Consider the following 19861-nt stretch of genomic DNA (forward strand, 5'->3'; position numbering starts at 1 on the left):
AGTTCTTATTGTGTCGTGTGTCGAACAAACATAGAATCCGCGCGCTTTAGTTTTTGTTATAAGCACAATCAATGATAAAAGTTTATTTTATCAAACATTTTATTTTTACCGTCCGACCACGGACTCGTCTGATGACCTATTCATGAATAAATATAACGCGCCCAAATTTAAAGCAGCATTGTTGGCACCACGCTACTGGGGAACTCTTACCATTATCGGAATAATGTATCTTTTTAGTCTTCTCCCATTTCATACGCAACTTGCTTTAGGTCGAGGGATCGGTCGTATTGCCATGCGTTTGATGAAAAAGCGTCAAGTAACCATTAGGCGCAATTTAGAGCTGTGCTTCCCAAAAATGGATGACAAAGAACGTGAGAAGATTTTAAAAGATAACATTGATAATTCGGGCATTGCGCTGTTTGAAACTGCAATGGCTTGGTTTTGGTCTGATAGAAGGATAAATAAACACGTTACTATCGAAGGCATGGAGCATATTGAGGCCCTTGAAAAGCAGGGTAAAGGCGTGTTGATGTTGGCTGTGCATTCCATGAACTTAGAGCTAGGCGCGAGAGCGTTTGGTATTAAAAAATCAGGAACAGGCGTGTACCGACCAAACAATAACCCTTGCTTTGACTATTTCCAGTACCAAGGGCGTTCTCGCTCAAATCGTACTTTGATTGACCGTAAAAACGTGAAAGGTATGTTTGAAGCACTGAATACGGGTCAACGTGTTTGGTACGCTCCTGATCATGATTATGGTGTTCGTCGTTCAACGTTCGCACCATTGTTTGCGGTATCAAAAGCATGTACGACAACGGGAACCAGCTTATTGGTAGACCAGACAGATTGTGCGATTGTTCCATTTACGATGGTGAGAGGTGAGGATGGTCATTACACCTTAACGATCAGTGCGCCTGTTGACGGCTTCCCGAAAAACGATCCTGACCAAGCGGCGGTATTCGTGAACAAGATTGTCGAAAAATCGATTTTAGCTAGCCCAAGTCAGTACATGTGGCTTCATCGCCGTTTTAAAACTCGCCCGGAAGGCGAAATGTGTTTGTATAAGCCTTGCTTAGCACCAGCGATGTAATTCGATAGCCCAGAGTTTAACTCTGGGCTTTCTTTTATCAGCTATAATTTGCCAAACTCGTTACGGTATCAACATAACCTCAACTTACTTGGTTAAGCGATAGTCGCAGGAGGCATGATGAGATTGTTCTTTGCTTTAACGTTCGATGCTTCAGCAAAGGCGAAGATTAGACAGGCTCAAGAGATACTGGCACAGAAACGGTCATCTGGTCGTAAGACGCGTGCGTCAAACTTCCATATTACCCTAGCATTTATCGGTGAAGCGACACATGAAGAAATGAACAAGCTCGTGAGAATACTTCAACAAGTGATCACGCGCTGTGAATACGTGGTCGTTGACCACTATGGCTCATTCCGCCAGAGCAGTGGGCAGCTGGCTTGGCTAGGTATCTCAGAGAACCCTGAACTCGGACGGTTGCAAAATGAGCTAAGACATAAATTGACGAAAAATGGATTTATAACGGAGTCACATAAGTATCTTCCGCATATCACGATAGCACGCCATGTAGATAGGCATGTACGATTGGACCATCTACCTATTATATCACTTCACCTTCCAATTAATTCTATAGCACTGATGGAAAGTAAGTTCGTTGGAGGGAAATTGGTCTATCACGTAATTGATGAGCTCTTATGTTAGCGGTATTTGTCATTGCCCTCAGCTAGCGCAAGGGCTACCTGAGGAAATTTTTAGCCTTTAGTTTTCGTCTTTTTGGGCGAGGTTAGTCGCTAATTTTTCGGCAATTAATTGAAAGGTATTAAGCTCTTCATTCGATACATCGTTCGCCATTTTACGCAAGATCTCATCATCAATGGTTTTGATTTGTGTTAGGACTGCATTACCTTTTTCAGTGGTTAATAAACATTGACTGCGCTTATCTTCTGGATTTGGTCTTTTTTCAATAAACCCCTCTTCAAGTAGTGTCTTAATGAGGCGCGTAACTTGAGCTTTATCTCTATCAAGAACGCTCACTACATCCATCGCGGTACATGGTGATTTTTTGCTGATGATTTTGATCACGCGAACGTGCATTGGTGCGATGGGCAGGTCGAGTTGCTCAACTTGCTCATGCAACTGACGTTTCAAAACGTGTACAAGATGAAACAAATTGTCCAATGATCTGGGATTCGACATGTGACGCTCCAAATAAAATGGTTGACTTTGTCAACTAGATCTCTATAGTTGACATTATCAACTCAATTGAGAGCAACTTCAAGAGTGGAGAATCTAAGGGACTGTGCGCTTAATCATCAGATGATGATTGAAGGCTTTCTATAGGTGAATAAATACAACTTGGAGAAATGACATGAGAAAAGAGAACAAATACCGAATTACGATTGAAGAGATTGATACTGAAGACCGTTGCGAAGCAAAAAGTATGAACTTCGAAATTCAAGATCGTGAAGATTTGTTCAAAATTGTTGAGAACATCAATCGAGGCAGTGGGTTGGAACCAAGCATTGCTACTCGTGTTGGTGTCGCGCTACGCTTACTTGGTCCGGTGATGATGCACAACCGCAAGCATCCACTCTTTGTAGATTTTATGCCACATTTCAAAAACTTCATGCAGAAGATGAAAAGCACAGTAAAAAGCAATCAAGCTTAAGTGAATACTAAAAAGGCTGGTATCAAACCAGCCTTTTGCATTTGTGAACGGACAGGGGCTATTAGCCTAGGTAGCGATTCTCTAAATGTGCTTTAAAGTGCTTAGCATTGAGCACTTCACCTGTTGCTTTACTTACCAATTCGTCAGTTGTTAACAAACTCCCTTTGCTCCAGATGTTGTCTGCTAACCACGTAAAGACGGGTGAAAGATCGCCTGAGCGGATAGCCGCGTCAACATCAACGGTTTGCTTCATGGCAGCCATAAACTGAGACGCATACATGGCACCTAATGTGTAGCTTGGGAAGTAACCAAAACTACCATCTGTCCAATGTATATCCTGGAGGCAGCCATTTTTATAGTTCCCCTCAGTGGAAAGCCCTAAATACGCTTTCATCTTCTCATTCCACAGTTCTGGAACGTCAGTGTGTTTGATCGCCCCGTTCATTAAGTCGCGTTCAATTTCGTAGCGCAAGATAACGTGTGCCGGGTAGGTTAATTCATCAGCATCGACACGGATAAACCCTTTATTGACATGAGTGTAGATCTTAGACAGGTTTTCTTGTTCAAATTCTGCGCCTTGGAAATGATTGGCGGCTAAACGTGCTAAATGGTCAACAAAGGCTTCACTACGACCAAGTTGCATTTCGAAAAATAGCGATTGTGCCTCATGAATACCCATGGAGCGAGCCTCTCCCGCCGGTGTTCCAGCAAGTGATTGGGGCAAGCCCTGCTCATAGCGTGCGTGGCCTGTTTCATGCACAATGCCCATGAGTGATTGTACAAATTCATTTTCGTCGTAGCGAGTCGTGATACGAACATCAGTAGAAACTCCACCACAGAATGGATGTACACTTTCATCTAAACGACCATGCTCAAAGTTGAACTGAAGCAACTTCATCACTTCCAAGCCCAATGCTTTTTGTTTATCAGTAGGGTAGTGACCACTTGGCAATAGAATATTGTTGTGCTTTTGCTTTTCAATCGCCTCATCAATTAGCGAAGGAAGCCAAGTCTTTACATCTGCGAACAGCGTATCCAATGAAGCCGAAGTGGTGCCAGGTTCATAGATATCCAGCATGGCGTCATAAGGTGTACTACCTGCTGCTTCCCCACGGATTTGTGCTTCTTCTTGAGACAGTTTGACCACTTCTGCCCAGTTTTTTTCGAAGCCATCCCAGTCATTGTTGCCGCGTTGGCTGCGCCAGGCATGTTCACACTTGGAGCCAGCGAGAGATTGAGCATGTACGAGAGATTCGGGAAGTAGATTGGCTTGTTGCCATTCACGTTTCATCTCGCGTAAGACGGCTTGTTCGCTCGCGGATAGCGTTTGCGCTTCTGCTTGAGCAAACAGGTCGCCAAGATGGGGCTGAGTCATGAGTGAATGGATATGGACCTCTAATTCTGCCATGGCATTAGAGCGAGCTTCAGCGCCGCCTGATGGCATTACTGCCGCTTGATCCCACCCGACGATGGAAGATAGGTGTCTGAAATTAGAGACTTTGTTTGAATGTTCGACAAGTTTTTGAAATGCGTTCATGTGACTACTCTTTACTATGTTCTTTCCTTAAACACCCCAAATCGTAAATTAGATGTTGGGCTCGAATCTTTCGCTAAGTGACGTAGAACTATTGTGCACAAATCTAGGTGGTTGTATACCCGAGCATTTCTAGATCACTTGGGTATACCTCTTGATGCTGCTTAGGTATCGGCCAGTTATGGTCATTTGAATGGCACGGTTATTGAAAAAGAAACTTGCGCATTGAAACGATTGGCGTTAATGATCGAGGAAAGCTGACGACACAAAGAATGATATGGATATTTTAAATTTCGAGGCATTTCTCATTGCCATCACGATATTAACGCTCACACCGGGGCTAGATACTGCTTTGGTGATTCGTAACACCAGTAGAGCAGGGCTAAAGGATGGGTGTACCACCAGTTTAGGAATTTGCTTTGGCTTGTTTGTACATGCCTTCTTCTCTGCGATTGGTATTTCTGCGCTATTAGCTCAATCTGCGGAGCTATTCCAAATGGTAAAGATGGTGGGAGCTGCGTACCTTATTTGGTTAGGTATCAGTAGCTTAAAGTCATGGATGAATGCGAGCAAAGGCATCGCTGTGGCGGAACAAACTTACCAGGTCTACAGCGCTAAACGTTCTTTTCGAGAAGGTTTTTTGTCGAACGTGCTTAACCCGAAAACTGCGGTTTTCTATCTCGCATTTTTGCCGCAATTTGTGAATCCAGAAGGGACCCCTTTGGTTCAATCGATGGCGATGGCGTTAATTCACTTTGTGATTGCGATGGTATGGCAATGTGGGTTAGCTGGCGCATTGAATTCAGCCAAAAACCTTTTAAAAAATGCACACTTTATGAAGTGGATGGAGGGGGCTACAGGGGCTGTGCTGGTGGTACTTGGTGTTAAGCTACTTATCGAAGAGCCATTGTAATAAACCAGATCTGCAACGCCTAGAAAGTATGACGAAATGAAAAAGCCCGCTGATTGTCAGCGGGCTTTCGGTTTCTAGCGAAGGTTAAATAGCAATCGGTATTATGCTTTCACACCATCAACGTCATTAGCTTTAGACGCTGGTTTGAAGAACAGTTTTGTCTCTTTTAACACCACATGGCGTAGAGCAATCAAACCGATTAGGTTAGGGATCGCCATTAACCCGTTTACGATGTCTGCGAGAAGCCAAATCATATCGAGGTGTAGAAATGCACCAGATGCGACCAGACCAACAAAAATCAGTTTGTATGGCAGCACTGCTTTGGTACCGAATAGGAATACTACACAACGCTCACCGTAGTAGTTCCAACCAAGAATGGTGGTAAACGCGAAGAACATAAGGCCAATAGACACCAGTATTGGACCGAATGTCTCTCCGTTCAAGCCTACAGCAAATGCGTGAGTGGTCATCGCTGCACCAGAGAAGTCACTTTGCCAAGCGCCAGTGAGGATCAAAGCTAGACCAGTCATAGTACAAATGATGATGGTATCAAAGAAGGTGCCCGTCATTGAAATCAACCCTTGTTCTACACAAGAATCTGTTTTCGCTGCCGCTGCTGCCATTGGTGCGCTACCCAAACCTGATTCGTTGGAGAATACACCACGAGCGATTCCCGATTGGATAGCGAGCATGATGCTTGCTCCCAAGAAACCACCCGTTGCTGCTGTGGAGGTAAATGCGGATACCAGCACTAATTCAATTGCGTTAAGCAATTGGTCAGCATTCATGATGATAACGCTTAAGCACGCCAACACATAGAGCAACGCCATTGCTGGTACGACTTTACCCGCAACACTTGCAATCGACTTGATACCACCCAGAGTAACGAATGCGACCAATAGCGTCAGGATAAAAGCAGCCACTTCACGGTTTACACCGAGAGAGATTTCGCTCGCATCAAGAATTGCGTTTACTTGTGGGAACGTACCGATACCAAAACAGGCAACACCCAATGCAAATACTGCAAACATAATGGCCAGGGCTTTCGAGCCAACACCATATTGTAAGTAGTACATAGGACCACCAATCATTTGGCCTTTGTCGTCAACACGGCGGTATTTAACCGCAAGAAGACACTCTGCGTATTTGGTTGCCATGCCGAATAGGGCAGCAAGCCACATCCAGAATAGGGCGCCAGGGCCTCCAAGTTTGATTGCTGTTGCAACACCAACGATGTTACCTGTACCAATGGTTGCAGACAGCGCAGTACATAGCGCTGCAAAGCTAGAAACGTCACCCTGTTTATCAGATGACTTATCTTTACGAAATACCATCGCTAACGCAGTTGGCAGGTGTTTAAACTGGATCAAGCCTAGGCTAAAAGTGAAGTAAACACCGGTACCCACAAGCAAAAGCAGCAGTGGTGGACCCCAGACAAAGTTATCAATGGTTTGAAGTAAAGATTGTAGGTCGTTCATGATTTCCCCTTAATAAAACAACTAATAAGGAGAAGAGGGAAAGGACGAGATCAAAGATCTCTAATAGCCACGCTATTCAAAATAAGGCGGGAACGCCAAATAGTTAGGTTGTTACTTTCCACTCCTCTGTCCTTTTGCCTGAGAGTTTCACCCCGCACACATGTGCAGGACTTGCTCCTTCGGCGACCGATTTAACGGTTCTCTCCAGAGGTTCCTCCAACTACAGTCCCCGCTACCAAGGTAGCACCTGAAATAGTTAATTCTTCGGCGAGTTATTCCAACTAAATGTTAAAGTTTAGTTAATAACCACTCTCCTGTAGCCTTCATCGGAACATTTACTCAATCAAATGAGTAAAGGTAAGTTAATGATGCTGGTCACCATTAACGTGTGAACTCTATCATGTTTTGTTACCATTTCAACAACAAATGAAGATTTATTTTCAGCATATTATGGAGGCATTGTTGTCTTAGTTTCATCGGGCTGCTGATTAACTAACCAAATGCTTTCTTGTGCTAGCTATCCTTAGTTTGTATAGAAGGAAAGAGACTGATCTTATTCGTTGATGAGAATGGCGTGGGTTGGCGATAAGCTGTTTACTTTAAAACAGATAATTGATCAAAACGGGAGCAATCGCTTCAAAATCTACGCAAAGTTAACCGTAAGCAACGTAGAAATAGGTTACAATGATTCCTTGCGCAGCTGTCGATGGGATCGGATAAGTTCTTATTATTGGACAAGGAGACGGTATGACCAGATTGTTAGCCATAGCGGTATTGATTGGAGTAGCGTTTGTGCTATTTCGTTATCGTACCAATGAAAAAGTCCAAAAGGTGACCGTGATTACGTTGATCGGCGCATTCTTAATTTATACCGCGTCAATCATGATTGCGGAACTCACTCGCTAGCAAACCAGCAGAGTCCTTGGAGTAAGATACGGTGACTTCTCAAAATAATATTGAAGACCAAGACGAAGTAGTTGTCATTGAGGCGCGCGATAAGCGTACTCTCATTTATATCGCGATTGCGGCCGTGTTAGGTTTGGCATTCGGTGGTTTGGCTGGCTCTGCAATGACGGCAAGCAAGTGGGAATCCACTTACCAAGTGTTGGAAGAAAAGTACCAAGCTCTAGCACAAGACAAAACCAACTTGGTCTCTCAAGTGAAAACACGCGAAGCAGGCATAGATAAAGAGATCGACGCAAAGGTCGCGAAGCTGTTGACAGAGAAAGAAGAAGCGCATAAAGCGGAATTAAAAGCACTTCAAGAGCAGTTGACCGTAGTGGAAAAAGTGAATTTGTCGCTTGAGTCGCAAATAAAAGAGCAGAAAGCAACATTGAACACGACCAAGGTCCAGAACGACAAACTGAACCGTCAAGCGGATATGCAAGCGACCATGTTTGAACGCTCCCGTGAAGTCTTCCGCAAAGAAATGCAGATTACCCAAGAATTGGCATCGTTGGAGAAAGAACGTGAAGCATTACTGCCTAAGATCGACACGTTGAAAAAAGAGTGTGATGTGTTCTTAGAAGGCAAATCGTGGGATGTAAAATCAGATGCTTGTGATAAACACGATGAAGCGAACTCACGTTTAAGCCAGATTGATCAGCTGATCGAGGTCTACAAGATGGACTTGAAACAAATTAAAGAGATCACCGAAGGTATGGGGCTATAATACCAATCGTAGTAAAAAACGGGTCATGCTAGTTGTTATAACGATCGATAACTTCGTTTACTTTCGTGTTTTAAAGTAAGTTGGTTGTAGAAGAACTACTTATCTAAAATTTTAGCCTTGTTCTCATGCGTTTTCCCTGCGCTATTTCTGAACATTTACTTACTGTGATTGGTATAATTGATATTTTATTCGGTGTGAATGAAATAGAAAAAAGGAGCTTGATAAGCTCCTTTTTTAATGCGTTTTACGAAGGAATTAGATGCGTGAAGCATCATAACCAGACGCTAACAGCAACTCGCGTTCATGTTTAATTAATTGAGCGCGATCTTCAATCAGTTCAAACAGGGCCAGCGAAGGTACCTCTGCTAACGTTTTAAATGTTTCAAACGAGTCTGCTGCGTCAATCTTTTCGATCATGTTGCTGATCACGTTACGTGCTTCACATGGATTATCGTGAGTCGTGAAGTATTCTACGTGTCTCGCCGCCGTTTTCATCTCCGTTAGGAGCTCAAGTGGGCTACTGTTTTTTGCCACAGCCATGTAATTGTCCAGCACGCGCTTTGCGTACAACAATTCTTTTAGAGGAATATCACGTCCGCTTTCAATGAGGGACTCTGAAAGGATCATACTTGAGCTCATAGCCATTCCTTTATCAATTATTCACAAATCCTTGGGTATTTGAGTCTAATTTATTGAAGGCAGGATGGGAATGCTAGGAAGCGCATTTAAAGCGTAAAAGAGCAATATTTATGAATAAAAAACCGCTCATGGAGGATGAGCGGCTTATGTTTATCTATAACGTGAAATGCGCTTCTAGTTATTGTGTTAGTGGCTTAAGGTCTGCTGGGCGGTAGTAAACCGATTTAAGCACTTTGCCTTTGCGCACAGTTTTACCTTCAGAGACGAAGTCTTCTGCGCATTTCGCGATGATGTATTCGCCTTTTTGAACCGCCATTAGTTTGATGCCTTGCTCTGCGTAGAATGCTTCCGTTTCTGCGTACTCTTGCTCGTTACGACACACTTTGCTCATGTTGCTAGAGTGTACTTCATCCCAGCAAGGAATAAAGTCGATACCGCGGTTAACGGCTACGTTTAGCAGTAGATCGATTAGGTAGCTGATTGCTAGGTTGTCTTCAACTTGGCTGTCACCAAGGTGCACTAGGCGACCCATTAGAACGTACACGCTGTCGATGATTGCGTCAGCTTGCTCTGTTTTGTTGTCTGCTTCTGCTAGTTCAGTTAGCTCTTCGATCGCCAAAGACGTGTGTAGCGTATCGGCTTGTGCATCTAGGCTTGCGACATCTGCGACAGGTAGGTCGAATGTGCTACGGAATTCAGTGATGTCACGGTATAGGTGATCAAAAATCTCTTGGGTTAGCTTTGACAGTTGCATTCTAATGTCCATTGAATCGATTGAAGCCGCAATCATATCAAACCGAACTTTAATCCCCAAGCGATCCGATTTTAAGTGGCGAGAAATCTGCCGCTTGGGGTGGGTGTTCTTATTAGCAGAACAGGTAAGGGAAGAGTTTCTTGCGCTCTTCTTCTGACAGCGCGGATACGCGGGCAATGTTGGTGTCTGGAATCGATTCTGGATCAGGGTAGTGCTTAAGTACCTTTTCCATGCTTTCTTCACGAATAAGATGGAATACAGGGTATGGAGAACGATTGGTCAGATTTTCGTCATCCTCCGGTTCTGTACCACCAAAACAATAATCTGGGTGGAACGTTGCGACTTGGAAAATGCCTTCCCAATTTTGCTGCTTGATTAAGCCTTCAACCCAATCTATGAACAGGTTGTAGTCCCAGAAGTCTTGCAGCATGTTTGGAACCACGACCAAAGTGGTTTCGAGTTTTTCTGGATCTGTGTTACTGAGCTCAATGAACTGCAGCAGAATATCTTCGAGTAGCGCGTTATCTTGAGTGGCTTCACTGATGAAAATTTTAATTTGTTTATTGCGTTGCGGTTTGGCAGCAAAAGGACATAAGTTTAGTCCGATCACAACGTCATTGAGCCATTGATCGACTTGCAGCGTGATCGTGTTGATATCAGTATTTTGAGTATCTTGTGTTGAGCGCGTTGGCATACAAATTTCTTGCTTTTATGAATGTGCCGCAAGCATAGCAGACCCTGAAAAGCGTTGTTTAATTTCTTTTCAAGCGCGTCATATCCGCACCGTTGTTGATATCGAAACTTGCACTGATATGCTTTAAGTATGCGATGGCTGTGAACATGGCGAGGTACAGAGCACTACCGCCAACTAATACACTCGACCAACCACCATGCTGCCAGCAATAAAGCAATAAGAATCCGCCCAAACTACCGCCAATATAGTAGTGAACAAGGTATAAAGCCGTGCCAGTCGCTTTAGCTTGCGTGGCTGTTTGACCAACCCAGCCATACGCTAAAGTGTGAGTAAAGAAAGCGCCAAAACTGATCAGTAACAATCCAATAAGCATTGCGGCCATGCAGTCAATCGCCGCCATCCACATTCCCGCCATACTGATGACTGAACCGATGAACATACCGAGAACCGACGAGTAACGTTTACTCCAATGGCCAGCACATCGAGATGAGAAAGTACCGCCCAAATAGCAAACGAAAATCAGTGACGCTAAACCAACGGGAACATGATGAGGAGCGCTAACTAAGCGAAATCCCATTACCGAGTAGAGGTTAACAAACAGAGCGAAGTTCAAACTGCCAATCAGCATCGCAAACCATACGCGCTGGTTTTTGAAATGGCCAATAATGGCTCGGTTGTGGTGTCTCCAGCTACTTGATGAGGGGGTAAAGTTACGCTGCTTTGGTAAAAGATAATGAACACTGATAACACCAACGAGTGTCACCACCATCATCACTTCGATCGCGACATTGACGCTAAAGTTGTCTGCCAACAAGCCGCCACTGATACGACCCGCGATACCACCCAATGAGTTTGCAGCGATATACGTACCAATTGCCATCGAAAAAGCATGCTTATCTAACTCTTCCGCCATATAGGCCACTGCGACGGCAGCAAATGCAGCGATGGCAACGCCCATTAACGCCCGGCAAATAACGAGAAATAAAAAGGAATCGCCAAGAAGCATGAGTGCAGAAATGACGGGTATCGAGAACAACCCCAATATCATTATGGGCTTACGACCTATCGATTCAGATAAGATGGCCAGCGGTAATAAACTAAGGGAGAGCACAAGCGTGGTTGAGGCAAATAACCAGTTTACTTGAGTTTCAGTAATGGCAAATTTAATTGCAAAAGAGGGCAGCATCGGCTGGAGCAAGTAAAGATTTGAAAAAACCAAGAATGAGCCAAGCGCGAGAGAAAGTGTCATGCGTTTGTATTCAGGAGTGCCGAAAGTGACCATGGATTCTGCCAAATGCCAACAAGCAAATAAATGAAATATGTGATCAATTTATCAGTTAAATTTGGATTGAAAAAATATATTTAAAATATGGCAGGTATATATTTTTGATCTAATGGAATCGAAACAGCTCAAACATTTTCTTGCAGTAGCGCAGCACCGAAACATTACTCACGCAGCGAGGTTTTTGCATATTGCTCAGCCAGCTTTAAGCATTTCAATCAAGAAATTCGAACAATCATTAGGCGTGACGCTGTTTCGGCGTGATGACAAGAGAATGAGTTTAACCAAAGAGGGCGAAACCTTACTGGTTCACGCTAAGCGCGTTATTCAGCAGTTGCAAGACGCTCAACTGGCTATTGACGAATTGAAAGGGTTAGCTAAGGGAGAAGTGCGACTCGGGACGCCCTCAATGATGGGCAGTTACTTTTTTCCGCGTATTGTTATGGCGTTTAAGTGCCAATACCCTGATTTAAAGCTGACGCTTGTCGAAGCGGGGACACACTCGATCAGAAAAATGCTACTTAACGGGCAATTGGATATTGGCGTGATCCGTTGTGATGACGTGCCGGAAGGCCTAGAAACCGACCATTTGTTTACGAGCCAAATGGTGGCGGTTGTTTCAGAAGAACATGATTTAGCTGAGCGCCATGCCATCACGTTTGATGAATTTTTTGAGCACGATTTAGTAATATTTCAGCACGGTTACTTTCATCGGGAGCTTTTAGATCAAGTGAGTCAAGAGCATGGCTTTACTATGAAGTCTTCGTTCGAGACCAACTTACTCCCTCTTATCCTCAGTATTGTTAAGAAAGAGTTTGCGATTACGGCGTTGCTCGAACTCGTTACCGAACATGAGCAAGAGGTGGTTGGGATCCCATTTCATCCCCCGGTGGCGCTTGATCTCGCGTTGGCGTGGAGAAAGCAAGGCTACCTGTCGATCGCAGACAGAACCTTCATCGACTTTGTGAAACAGTATGTTTGATACAAAAAGAGCTTCTTGTTAGAGAAGCTCTTTTTGTTCAATTTAGTTACCGTTGTACATCTTTTCGAAGTTCTTCGGGTTCCAGCCGATCATCAGGCGATCACCAATTTTTAATACCGGCAGAGAGCGCGCCCCAAGTGCGTCTAGCTCTTTACGGCCGCGCTGCATTTTTGCATTGCAAAGGCGGTAAACAATGTTTTTTGAATCAAGATAACGTTGAGCATCTTTGCAGTGAGGGCACTTGTCTTTTACGTAAAGAACAACACGTTTCATTGAATTTCTCTCCATTATCGTTGGGAGGCGAAGTTTAACGACCTTTTACAACAAAGGAAAGATGAAACCTTAGATGAAAGTGTCGGTTATCTCAGGTATATTTAGCGCCTTTCTTTTGTCATAGCAGACGTTATATCTATGCATCCGTCACTTCGATACATCCAAGGTTATCCTCAGCACATTGTTGAGCAGGTCGGCACACTGATTGAGAGCGGTAAGCTTGTGCATTGGTTCGAAAAGCGCTATCCAGATAACCACCAAATCAAAAGTGAAAAAGCGCTCTATGAATACGCCATGGCAATCAAAAACCGCTATATGAAGAAAGCCGCACCAATCAGTAAAGTGGTCTACGATAAGAAAATTCATGTGGTTAATAATGCGTTAGGCTTGCACAGCGTGATCAGTCGGAACCATGGCGGAAAGCTTAAATCCAAGAATGAGATTCGCATTGCGAACGTGTTTAAAGATGCGCCCGAAGCGCTGTTACGGATGCTGGTGGTACATGAACTGGCACACACTCGTGAAAAAAATCACGACAAAGCGTTTTATCAACTGTGTTGCTACATGGAACCTGAGTATCACCAACTTGAATTAGATGCTCGTCTGTTTATGATTTACCTCGATTTAAAAGCGAACTCGAATGAAGAATAAGACCCAAAACGCTAAGCCAGCAAAGTCAATGCCAAGCAAAGATGCTAAGAAAGTCGCGTCAAAGCGTGTGAAAAATAAGGCGTCAGGTAAAGCGGCATCGCCAGTAAAAAAAAGCGATGTGGACTTCTTTAAGATCGCCAAAAGCGGTTTGCATGAGCGTAATGTCCACAAAGGTCGTTACGATTTTAAAAAGTTGATAGCGAGTGAGCCACAATTAAAGGCATTTGTAATAAAAAACCCGAAAGGGGAAGACTCTATTAACTTTGCGGATCCAAAAGCGGTAAAAATGCTTAACAAAGCCTTGCTTGCAGCGTATTACGACATCGAGTTTTGGGATATTCCTGAGCACTATCTGTGCCCGCCAATTCCTGGCCGTGCAGACTATATTCACCGTTTGGCTGAGTTGCTTGATGGCGAGGTAAAAGGCAAATATCCACACCATCGTGTTCGAGCACTTGATGTAGGTGTTGGTGCAAACTGTATTTACCCGATTGTCGGTGTGACGCAATACGGATGGCAATACACCGGCAGTGACGTCGATCCAACATCCATCCAGTCGGCACAAGCGATTGCCAATCGAAACGCTGCGCTAAAGGATAAAATCGAATTAGTGCTGCAGCCGAGTGAAGCGAACATCTATCGCGGTATTATTCAGCCGAATGAACGTTACGATGTCACAACGTGTAATCCGCCGTTTCACCGCTCCGCTGAAGAGGCTGCGATGGGTAGCCAGCGCAAACAGGATAACCTGAAAGCGAACCAGCGAAAAAAAGGCATGACGCCATCGCAGACCAACCCAGCAAAGCAGAGTAAACCATCGCTTAACTTCGGTGGCCAAAATGCCGAGTTGTGGTGTGAAGGTGGGGAAGCCGCATTCATTCGTAAGATGGCTAACGAGAGCCAAGCGTTTAGCACACAAGTCCTTTGGTTTACCAGCCTGATCTCTAAGAAAGACAACGTTCGTCCGATGTGTAAACAGCTTGAAAAGTTAGGTGCGAAAGCCATTCGTGTTGTAGAAATGAGCCAGGGTCAGAAAATCAGCCGTTTTATTGCGTGGTCATATATGGATAAACAACAGCGCAAAACGTGGATTGAGTTGACGTAGTTTTCTTCTCTAGAGGGATGCAATATCTAAGGGCATCAGATAAAACCATTTGAAAAGTCGGGAGCGCGCCGTCAAGGCTTTATCCTATAATCAATAAATGGATAAAGTCACACTTACTAGCAGCACGCTTCCACCCCTTATTGCGCTTTTGGCAGGGCTTATCTTTAGCGAGCCCGCTAAGTCGGACACTTTGCTTGGCGCAAATCTTAAGAAGCGAGCCGATGCCGTTCTCGGGTTGATGAGCTTTCAGTTATCCCCGGACGTTACAACAGGTTCACTTTCTTTAAATAATGAGCCTACAGGTAATCCAGATGTACTTATGTCTACCTTGGGGGGCGGATTCACCGTCGGTAAAGGATTTCCATTATATTTGGAGGGCACTCTCGGTTATAGCCGGTATGATCCCATATTTCTTGCTAGTGACGGTCAAATCACAAGGCCAGTGCCAACGAAGTGGAACACATTATCTGTAACCGGAGGTGTCGGTTGGGATTTTCCTATCATTGATGACCTCGTCTTTAGACCGATTGTTAACTTCTCTTATGGTCGTGTCGCCAGTGACAGTTCAGTCGCAAGTTCCTACATCCAACGAGAGACAGGTGATGATTTTGAATTTCTCAAAAGTGGCAATCTTGACGTATATGGCTTGGGCGGGGCGCTAATGCTCGACTATGAGCGTTATAAAGATGAATACGAGATTGATACCGAGTTACGTTACACCAATATCACACTCAAAAGCTTTTCTAATGCGCCTGAGTCAGTGCAGGGGAGTACAGTTGCGCAGAGCCTAAGTCTATGGATGCGTTGGCGTGCACCAACTGGCTTTACGGTATTAAAGAAGCCAGTGCGTTATGTCATTGAGGCGGCACGTACGGGTTATATTGGTGATATGCGAGGCGCACTTGGCTTCGACTATCTAAACTCCGTTGGTATCGGTCTGGAGCTCGATTCCAGTCACTATGACATTACTGTAACCCGCACTAGGCTGATATTACGCTATCAGTTCGGAGATAACATTGAAGGCACGTCGCTAGGCTTTGCGATGAGTTTTTAACAAAGAAAGCGTGTGTAAGTCTCTGTTCTGAGTCAGTGCAGATACCTGCTTTAGCAAATTTCTGTCAATATTGGGCGGTCCATCAGAGAAAAAATCTGTGTTCCTGGTGTACTGCGCATGAGAATATTAGCCAGTTCACCTTCATCGTTTGATGTATTAATGGTGTTGAGCTTAATCAGCTTATTTTAGATTCCATCTTCTAACTGCAAACGCTGCGCTTCGGTTATTCGGATACGACCAACGCAAACGCCAGAGTTGATATTGTGCGTGGCTGATTCTGTTTGAATCGTTTGCGGAACAAGCAATCCAGTTCCGACCCTTCCTTTAGCAAAAACCGAAGACCTGAGCGGTAGAAAAAGCCGTCGCCAAAATCTTCCACAAAACCTCGCATTTCCGCAATGCGCAGGTAAAAGCGTAAGCTGGTATTAGACAATCCATACTCTCCGGAGGATTGCTCGCGTTTGGCATCTCCTTTGATGAAGTCGTGGTGGCACTGTTCTTAACCGGTGCAGAACAAAAAGCCGTACCTAGACAAATGTGGTCAGGTATTCGTGAGCAAATTAGCCCAACCATTTTAGCCGTGGCGACCTTGCTGAACTTTATGTCGGTATGCTTGTGAGTGACGTTAGAGATTCTACGCAAAAGGAATGTAAGAATTCGCCTCGCTGTAGGCGCATTTTTTGCTTAATAGATTAGATTAATCAGTTCTGAGAGCTTGCACTTTCAATCCGGACTTTTGTCCTGAAACTTTCCTTTTCATTCTCATTATGATTGCGCCATCAGAACAAAAGAGGAAACTATTATGACTGCTCATATCGCAGGTTCTGCAGAAGATTTTGCTTCAACCGTAATCATGCCGGGCGATCCGCTACGAGCCAAGTATATCGCAGAGACTTACCTTGAAGACACTAAGCTTGTTACCGACATCCGTAACATGTTGGGTTACACCGGTTACTACAAAGGCCAGCGTATTTCAGTCATGGGGCACGGCATGGGTATTCCGTCTATGGTGCTTTACGGTCACGAGTTGATTAATGACTTTGGCGTGAAGCGTATCATCCGTATTGGTAGTGTTGGTGCAACACAAAAAGATGTGCACATGCGCGACGTGATTTTGGCTCAAGCCGCAGGCACGGACTCCCCAACGAATGCCAAGCGCAGTAGTGGTTACCACATGGCGACGTCGGCCACGTTTGAGTTGCTACATAATGCTTATATGTCCGCGAAAGAAAAGGGCATTGATGTCAAAGTAGGCAACGTGTTTACTGGCGATCTTTACTACGATCCAGACGAAGATTTGATCCCGGCACTAGAACGCTTTGGTGTATTGGGTGTAGATATGGAAGTGGCGGGTTTGTATGGCCTTGCACATCAATTTGGTATTGAGTCTTTGGCCATTCTCACCGTATCAGACCACTGTATTACGGGCGAAGAAACCACGGCAGAAGAGCGCCAACTTTCATTTAACAATATGATTGAAATCGCGCTAGAAACAGCAATTAAAGCTTAACCCTACAACGACTAATTAATGATGAGAGCAGACTCGCTCGGCTCTCACTAATTCTAAGAACATCTACCTTAAGAGCCTTTGGAGTGAATTATGAAAAATAAAATAACACTCACCGTAATTAGCTTTCTTGCCAACTTTATTATGGCAGGTTTCGCAACTCAATTCGGCATGTTGGTTGAACCGCTCGCCAATACGTTTGACACGAACGTGAATGAAGTCGCGTCGATTTTCTCACTATTAAATGGTGGTGCACTGGCAGGTACTATTATCTCCTTCTTCCTGATTGAAAAAGTCGGCATCCAACGCATGACGGTGCTGTGTTACGGTGCTATCGCCGCGGCTGCACTTAGCCTATATGCCGCCCCATCACTGTTTATCGTGATGCTATGCATGACGGTCATTGGCTTCTGTGGTGGTGTTGGTCTTTGTATCGCAGGTACGATCGTGGTATCCGTGTGGAAAGACAAAATCCAAAGTACCATGCTGGTGGTACAAGACGCCACATTCAATATTGCTGGTGTTGTATTCCCGTTGGTCACGACATACGCATTGACGAACGCAATGAATTGGAGCATCAGTTACCTAAGTGTCGGTATGGTGGCTCTGGCAACCATGTTTGTGGCATTACTGACTAACTTCAACCAATGTGGTGGTGAAAGTGGCTCAGAGCAAGAAGTAAAATCAGAGTGGAACTTTGGCATCATCAGTGGTGGTGTGGGACTGTTCCTTGGCATGCTTGCGTTGTACACCTTTTTGACATGGGCGCCAATGTTCGTTAAAGAGAAATTTGATATTGCATTCGAGCAAGCGGGTAACATCATCACTCAATACTGGTCAGCGGCTCTGGTTGGTGCGTTAGTTTCGACTGTCATTGTGTCACGTATGAAGATTCAAACTTTCTTGCTAACCATCATTTCAGTAGCAATGGTGATCACCAGCGTTATCGTGACCACTGAAAAACTGGAATGGCTATCATACTTAACTTACGGCTACGGCTTTGTATGTGCGGCTCTGTATAACGCTTTCATTGCTTACGGCGTATCGTTTGTACGTGATGCGACGAGTAAAAACGTGTCTTATATTCTGATCAGTGGTAGTGCGGGCGCGATGTTTAGCCCGGCAATTAGCTCGGTATTAGAAAGCGTGGTTGGTCTACAAACCGTGATGTATGCCATCCCATTGATTTATGGTGTAATTGTGGCAATGCTGATAGCGTCAATGAAGTTTAAAACAGCGTCTCAAAACCAAGCGCAAACAGCGTAATGAAAGGTTCACCAATCGTTCAAAGGTCTGCATTTAGCAGACCTTTTCTTTTTTTTGGGGAGCAGAGTTACTCTTCGACAAAGGCACGTAATCCCTCTAGATCGAGAATGCGTGCACCTTTCTTTTCCTTGGCGATAAACCCTTTGTTCTCTAGCTCCTTGATTGCACGTCGATACACGCGATCAGAGGTAGCAAACCGCTCGGCTTCAAGATAATTTTTATGGAAACCATCAACGGGAAGGTCGTTGAGGTACTGATGATAAATGTCATAGGCAACGTTGTAGGCAATGGGATACAACAGGCGGCGAGACAGGATTTCTACTGTGTCTTGGTAATCAATCGCGATGGCACTGGCGAAGTAGAGCGACAGGCGAGGTTGCTCGAGCAAGCAGCGTTGCAGCTTCTGCGCATCGATGATCGCCACTTCTACAGGCTCAACGGGAATAATGTCCATTTGGCATCGATAACCAGTGAAGAACTCCATTTCACCAAATAGCTGTTGCTCACATTCAAGGGTGCCGAGCAAAAACGTTTTGCCGTTCCGCGCGGTGACGCCCATAGAAATTCTGCCTGAGTCCACAAGGTACAGATTGTCAACGTGTTCTCCTTGGGTGAGGAGCTTTTCGTTTTCATCATAAATTCGGCGTGCGCATATACAATCGCGAATCGCCTGTTCGATGAGCTGTTTATCCTGACTCCATTCGGTTTCAAAACGTCCTTTACCTAGGGTTCGTAGCTGCATTTATTTACCTTGAATAACGATTCCAGCTTGTTCAAAACGCATCATCACGGGCTTATTCTGCTGTTGATACCAGTTGGTTGGCATGCTTTGTCTTAGCTGCGTTCTTTCTTTCTTGCTGATCACAACATAGTGCAAAAAGGCGTTAAGCGTCTCTGTCATTGCATCAAATGTCATGTCACCGTCTTTACTGATGGCTTTGAGTAAGCCAACGATCGTTTCTTCTGGAACCAGTGGCTCGATGATGGTGTTGTTACGCGTTTTAATCGACGTCGAAGCAGGCAGGGTTGCACGCGCTATTTCCCAACACACTTTATTGGTTTTACTGACGATATTGTTTGTGTAGCAATAGTAGCTAAGAAAAAAGCGCGAAAGGCTTTGCCAGCGTTGTGCTTGAACTTCCAACCAAATATGTTGAAGCTCGATATCGGCGTCGGTCATAGATGCAGCTCGGATAAGTTTTTTGGTGTAGTGTAACTGCGTTTGTACGGTTCGAAAAGCAGTTTGCTCAAACTGTCAAGTGTGCAGTTGCCACCTTGAAGTGGTGATTACTTCTGGCACAGGCGTACCAGAAAAGTTTACCCAGCGTGATCAGTATGGTGGCGATACAATGTTGCGACGA

At 44.6% G+C, this 19861-nt stretch carries 23 protein-coding genes, 1 pseudogene and 1 riboswitch; of the genes and pseudogenes, 13 read left to right on the forward strand and 11 right to left on the reverse strand.

Annotation, left to right across the window (positions count from 1 at the left end):
- Window positions 1-142: 142 nt before the first annotated feature.
- Window positions 143-1090, forward strand: a complete 948-nt coding sequence (locus tag ACVA54_RS04750; RefSeq protein ID WP_099078087.1) for an LpxL/LpxP family Kdo(2)-lipid IV(A) lauroyl/palmitoleoyl acyltransferase — start codon at window positions 143-145, stop codon at window positions 1088-1090.
- A gap of 114 nt (window positions 1091-1204) precedes the next feature.
- Window positions 1205-1729: an RNA 2',3'-cyclic phosphodiesterase gene (thpR, locus tag ACVA54_RS04755; protein WP_446619196.1), complete on the forward strand. Its 525-nt coding sequence runs from the start codon at window positions 1205-1207 to the stop codon at window positions 1727-1729.
- Between the two features lie 57 nt (window positions 1730-1786).
- On the opposite strand, the gene ACVA54_RS04760 is transcribed toward thpR, so the two are convergent.
- Window positions 1787-2224: a MarR family winged helix-turn-helix transcriptional regulator gene (locus tag ACVA54_RS04760; RefSeq protein WP_446579273.1), complete on the reverse strand. Its 438-nt coding sequence runs from the start codon at window positions 2222-2224 to the stop codon at window positions 1787-1789.
- 172 nt (window positions 2225-2396) lie between these two features.
- On the opposite strand from ACVA54_RS04760, the gene ACVA54_RS04765 reads away from it, so the two are divergent.
- The gene (locus tag ACVA54_RS04765) at window positions 2397-2696 is read left to right on the forward strand and encodes a DUF3861 domain-containing protein (RefSeq protein ID WP_446608754.1); all 300 of its coding nucleotides are present in this window, start codon (window positions 2397-2399) and stop codon (window positions 2694-2696) included.
- Between the two features lie 61 nt (window positions 2697-2757).
- Here ACVA54_RS04765 and ACVA54_RS04770 read toward each other — a convergent pair whose 3' ends face one another.
- Complete coding sequence (locus ACVA54_RS04770; RefSeq protein ID WP_446649430.1) at window positions 2758-4233, reverse strand: carboxypeptidase M32; 1476 nt, start codon at window positions 4231-4233, stop codon at window positions 2758-2760.
- 274 nt (window positions 4234-4507) lie between these two features.
- Between ACVA54_RS04770 and ACVA54_RS04775 the strand changes: the two genes are divergently transcribed.
- Window positions 4508-5143 (forward strand): LysE family translocator, encoded by a 636-nt coding sequence (locus tag ACVA54_RS04775; protein WP_119464208.1) that lies wholly within the window; start codon window positions 4508-4510, stop codon window positions 5141-5143.
- 101 nt (window positions 5144-5244) lie between these two features.
- Here the strand turns inward: ACVA54_RS04775 and ACVA54_RS04780 are convergent, their stop codons facing one another.
- Window positions 5245-6621: an alanine/glycine:cation symporter family protein gene (locus ACVA54_RS04780; RefSeq protein WP_446649431.1), complete on the reverse strand. Its 1377-nt coding sequence runs from the start codon at window positions 6619-6621 to the stop codon at window positions 5245-5247.
- Window positions 6622-6737: 116 nt separating this feature from the next.
- Window positions 6738-6839: riboswitch (glycine riboswitch) on the reverse strand.
- A gap of 529 nt (window positions 6840-7368) precedes the next feature.
- Between ACVA54_RS04780 and ACVA54_RS04785 the strand changes: the two genes are divergently transcribed.
- A complete protein-coding gene (locus ACVA54_RS04785; RefSeq protein WP_099078081.1) occupies window positions 7369-7527 on the forward strand; it encodes a hypothetical protein in 159 nt (52 codons plus the stop codon).
- A gap of 31 nt (window positions 7528-7558) precedes the next feature.
- Window positions 7559-8293: a chromosome partitioning protein ParA gene (locus ACVA54_RS04790; RefSeq protein ID WP_099078080.1), complete on the forward strand. Its 735-nt coding sequence runs from the start codon at window positions 7559-7561 to the stop codon at window positions 8291-8293.
- Window positions 8294-8548: 255 nt separating this feature from the next.
- On the opposite strand, the gene ACVA54_RS04795 is transcribed toward ACVA54_RS04790, so the two are convergent.
- The 4 genes from ACVA54_RS04795 to ACVA54_RS04810 form a co-directional block, all read right to left on the reverse strand.
- Window positions 8549-8932, reverse strand: coding sequence for a hypothetical protein (locus ACVA54_RS04795; RefSeq protein WP_099078079.1), 384 nt, complete (start codon window positions 8930-8932; stop codon window positions 8549-8551).
- A gap of 178 nt (window positions 8933-9110) precedes the next feature.
- Window positions 9111-9686 (reverse strand): nucleoside triphosphate pyrophosphohydrolase family protein, encoded by a 576-nt coding sequence (locus ACVA54_RS04800; protein WP_119464209.1) that lies wholly within the window; start codon window positions 9684-9686, stop codon window positions 9111-9113.
- Window positions 9687-9798: 112 nt separating this feature from the next.
- Window positions 9799-10380, reverse strand: a complete 582-nt coding sequence (locus ACVA54_RS04805) for a DUF1415 domain-containing protein (protein ID WP_099078077.1) — start codon at window positions 10378-10380, stop codon at window positions 9799-9801.
- 58 nt (window positions 10381-10438) lie between these two features.
- A complete protein-coding gene (locus tag ACVA54_RS04810; protein WP_446649432.1) occupies window positions 10439-11662 on the reverse strand; it encodes an MFS transporter in 1224 nt (407 codons plus the stop codon).
- Window positions 11663-11774: 112 nt separating this feature from the next.
- Here ACVA54_RS04810 and ACVA54_RS04815 point away from each other — a divergent pair, with 112 nt between their 5' ends.
- The gene (locus tag ACVA54_RS04815; protein ID WP_446619193.1) at window positions 11775-12644 is read left to right on the forward strand and encodes a LysR family transcriptional regulator; all 870 of its coding nucleotides are present in this window, start codon (window positions 11775-11777) and stop codon (window positions 12642-12644) included.
- 42 nt (window positions 12645-12686) lie between these two features.
- Here ACVA54_RS04815 and ACVA54_RS04820 read toward each other — a convergent pair whose 3' ends face one another.
- On the reverse strand, window positions 12687-12917 hold the full coding sequence (locus tag ACVA54_RS04820) for a glutaredoxin family protein (protein WP_446579279.1): 231 nt from the start codon (window positions 12915-12917) through the stop codon (window positions 12687-12689).
- 138 nt (window positions 12918-13055) lie between these two features.
- Between ACVA54_RS04820 and ACVA54_RS04825 the strand changes: the two genes are divergently transcribed.
- The 3 genes from ACVA54_RS04825 to ACVA54_RS04835 all read left to right on the forward strand — a co-directional run bounded on the left by ACVA54_RS04825 (window position 13056) and on the right by ACVA54_RS04835 (window position 15727).
- Window positions 13056-13568: a M48 metallopeptidase family protein gene (locus tag ACVA54_RS04825; RefSeq protein WP_099078073.1), complete on the forward strand. Its 513-nt coding sequence runs from the start codon at window positions 13056-13058 to the stop codon at window positions 13566-13568.
- Complete coding sequence (rlmF, locus tag ACVA54_RS04830; RefSeq protein ID WP_099078072.1) at window positions 13558-14673, forward strand: 23S rRNA (adenine(1618)-N(6))-methyltransferase RlmF; 1116 nt, start codon at window positions 13558-13560, stop codon at window positions 14671-14673. Before ACVA54_RS04825 ends, rlmF begins: the two co-directional genes overlap by 11 nt.
- 97 nt (window positions 14674-14770) lie before the next feature.
- Window positions 14771-15727: a hypothetical protein gene (locus ACVA54_RS04835; protein WP_446649433.1), complete on the forward strand. Its 957-nt coding sequence runs from the start codon at window positions 14771-14773 to the stop codon at window positions 15725-15727.
- Window positions 15728-15950: 223 nt separating this feature from the next.
- Here the strand turns inward: ACVA54_RS04835 and ACVA54_RS04840 are convergent, their stop codons facing one another.
- Window positions 15951-16160 (reverse strand): hypothetical protein, encoded by a 210-nt coding sequence (locus ACVA54_RS04840; RefSeq protein WP_253252648.1) that lies wholly within the window; start codon window positions 16158-16160, stop codon window positions 15951-15953.
- Between ACVA54_RS04840 and ACVA54_RS04845 the strand changes: the two are divergent.
- The 3 genes and pseudogenes from ACVA54_RS04845 to tsgA form a co-directional block, all read left to right on the forward strand.
- Window positions 16152-16346: pseudogene (locus tag ACVA54_RS04845) on the forward strand (ABC transporter permease); the annotation flags it as partial. The gene ACVA54_RS04840 and the pseudogene ACVA54_RS04845 overlap by 9 nt on opposite strands.
- Before the next feature lie 180 nt (window positions 16347-16526).
- Complete coding sequence (gene deoD / locus ACVA54_RS04850) at window positions 16527-17237, forward strand: purine-nucleoside phosphorylase (protein WP_409119920.1); 711 nt, start codon at window positions 16527-16529, stop codon at window positions 17235-17237.
- Window positions 17238-17327: 90 nt separating this feature from the next.
- Window positions 17328-18500 (forward strand): MFS transporter TsgA, encoded by a 1173-nt coding sequence (gene tsgA / locus ACVA54_RS04855; protein WP_446649434.1) that lies wholly within the window; start codon window positions 17328-17330, stop codon window positions 18498-18500.
- 67 nt (window positions 18501-18567) lie between these two features.
- Here tsgA and ACVA54_RS04860 read toward each other — a convergent pair whose 3' ends face one another.
- Both ACVA54_RS04860 and ACVA54_RS04865 read right to left on the reverse strand, forming a co-directional pair.
- Window positions 18568-19242: a Crp/Fnr family transcriptional regulator gene (locus tag ACVA54_RS04860; RefSeq protein ID WP_119464213.1), complete on the reverse strand. Its 675-nt coding sequence runs from the start codon at window positions 19240-19242 to the stop codon at window positions 18568-18570.
- Window positions 19243-19680, reverse strand: a complete 438-nt coding sequence (locus ACVA54_RS04865; protein ID WP_446579282.1) for a hypothetical protein — start codon at window positions 19678-19680, stop codon at window positions 19243-19245. It lies immediately after the preceding gene.
- Between the last annotated feature and the right edge of the window lie 181 nt (window positions 19681-19861).

The organism is Vibrio sp. PNB23_22_6 (genome assembly GCF_052877535.1).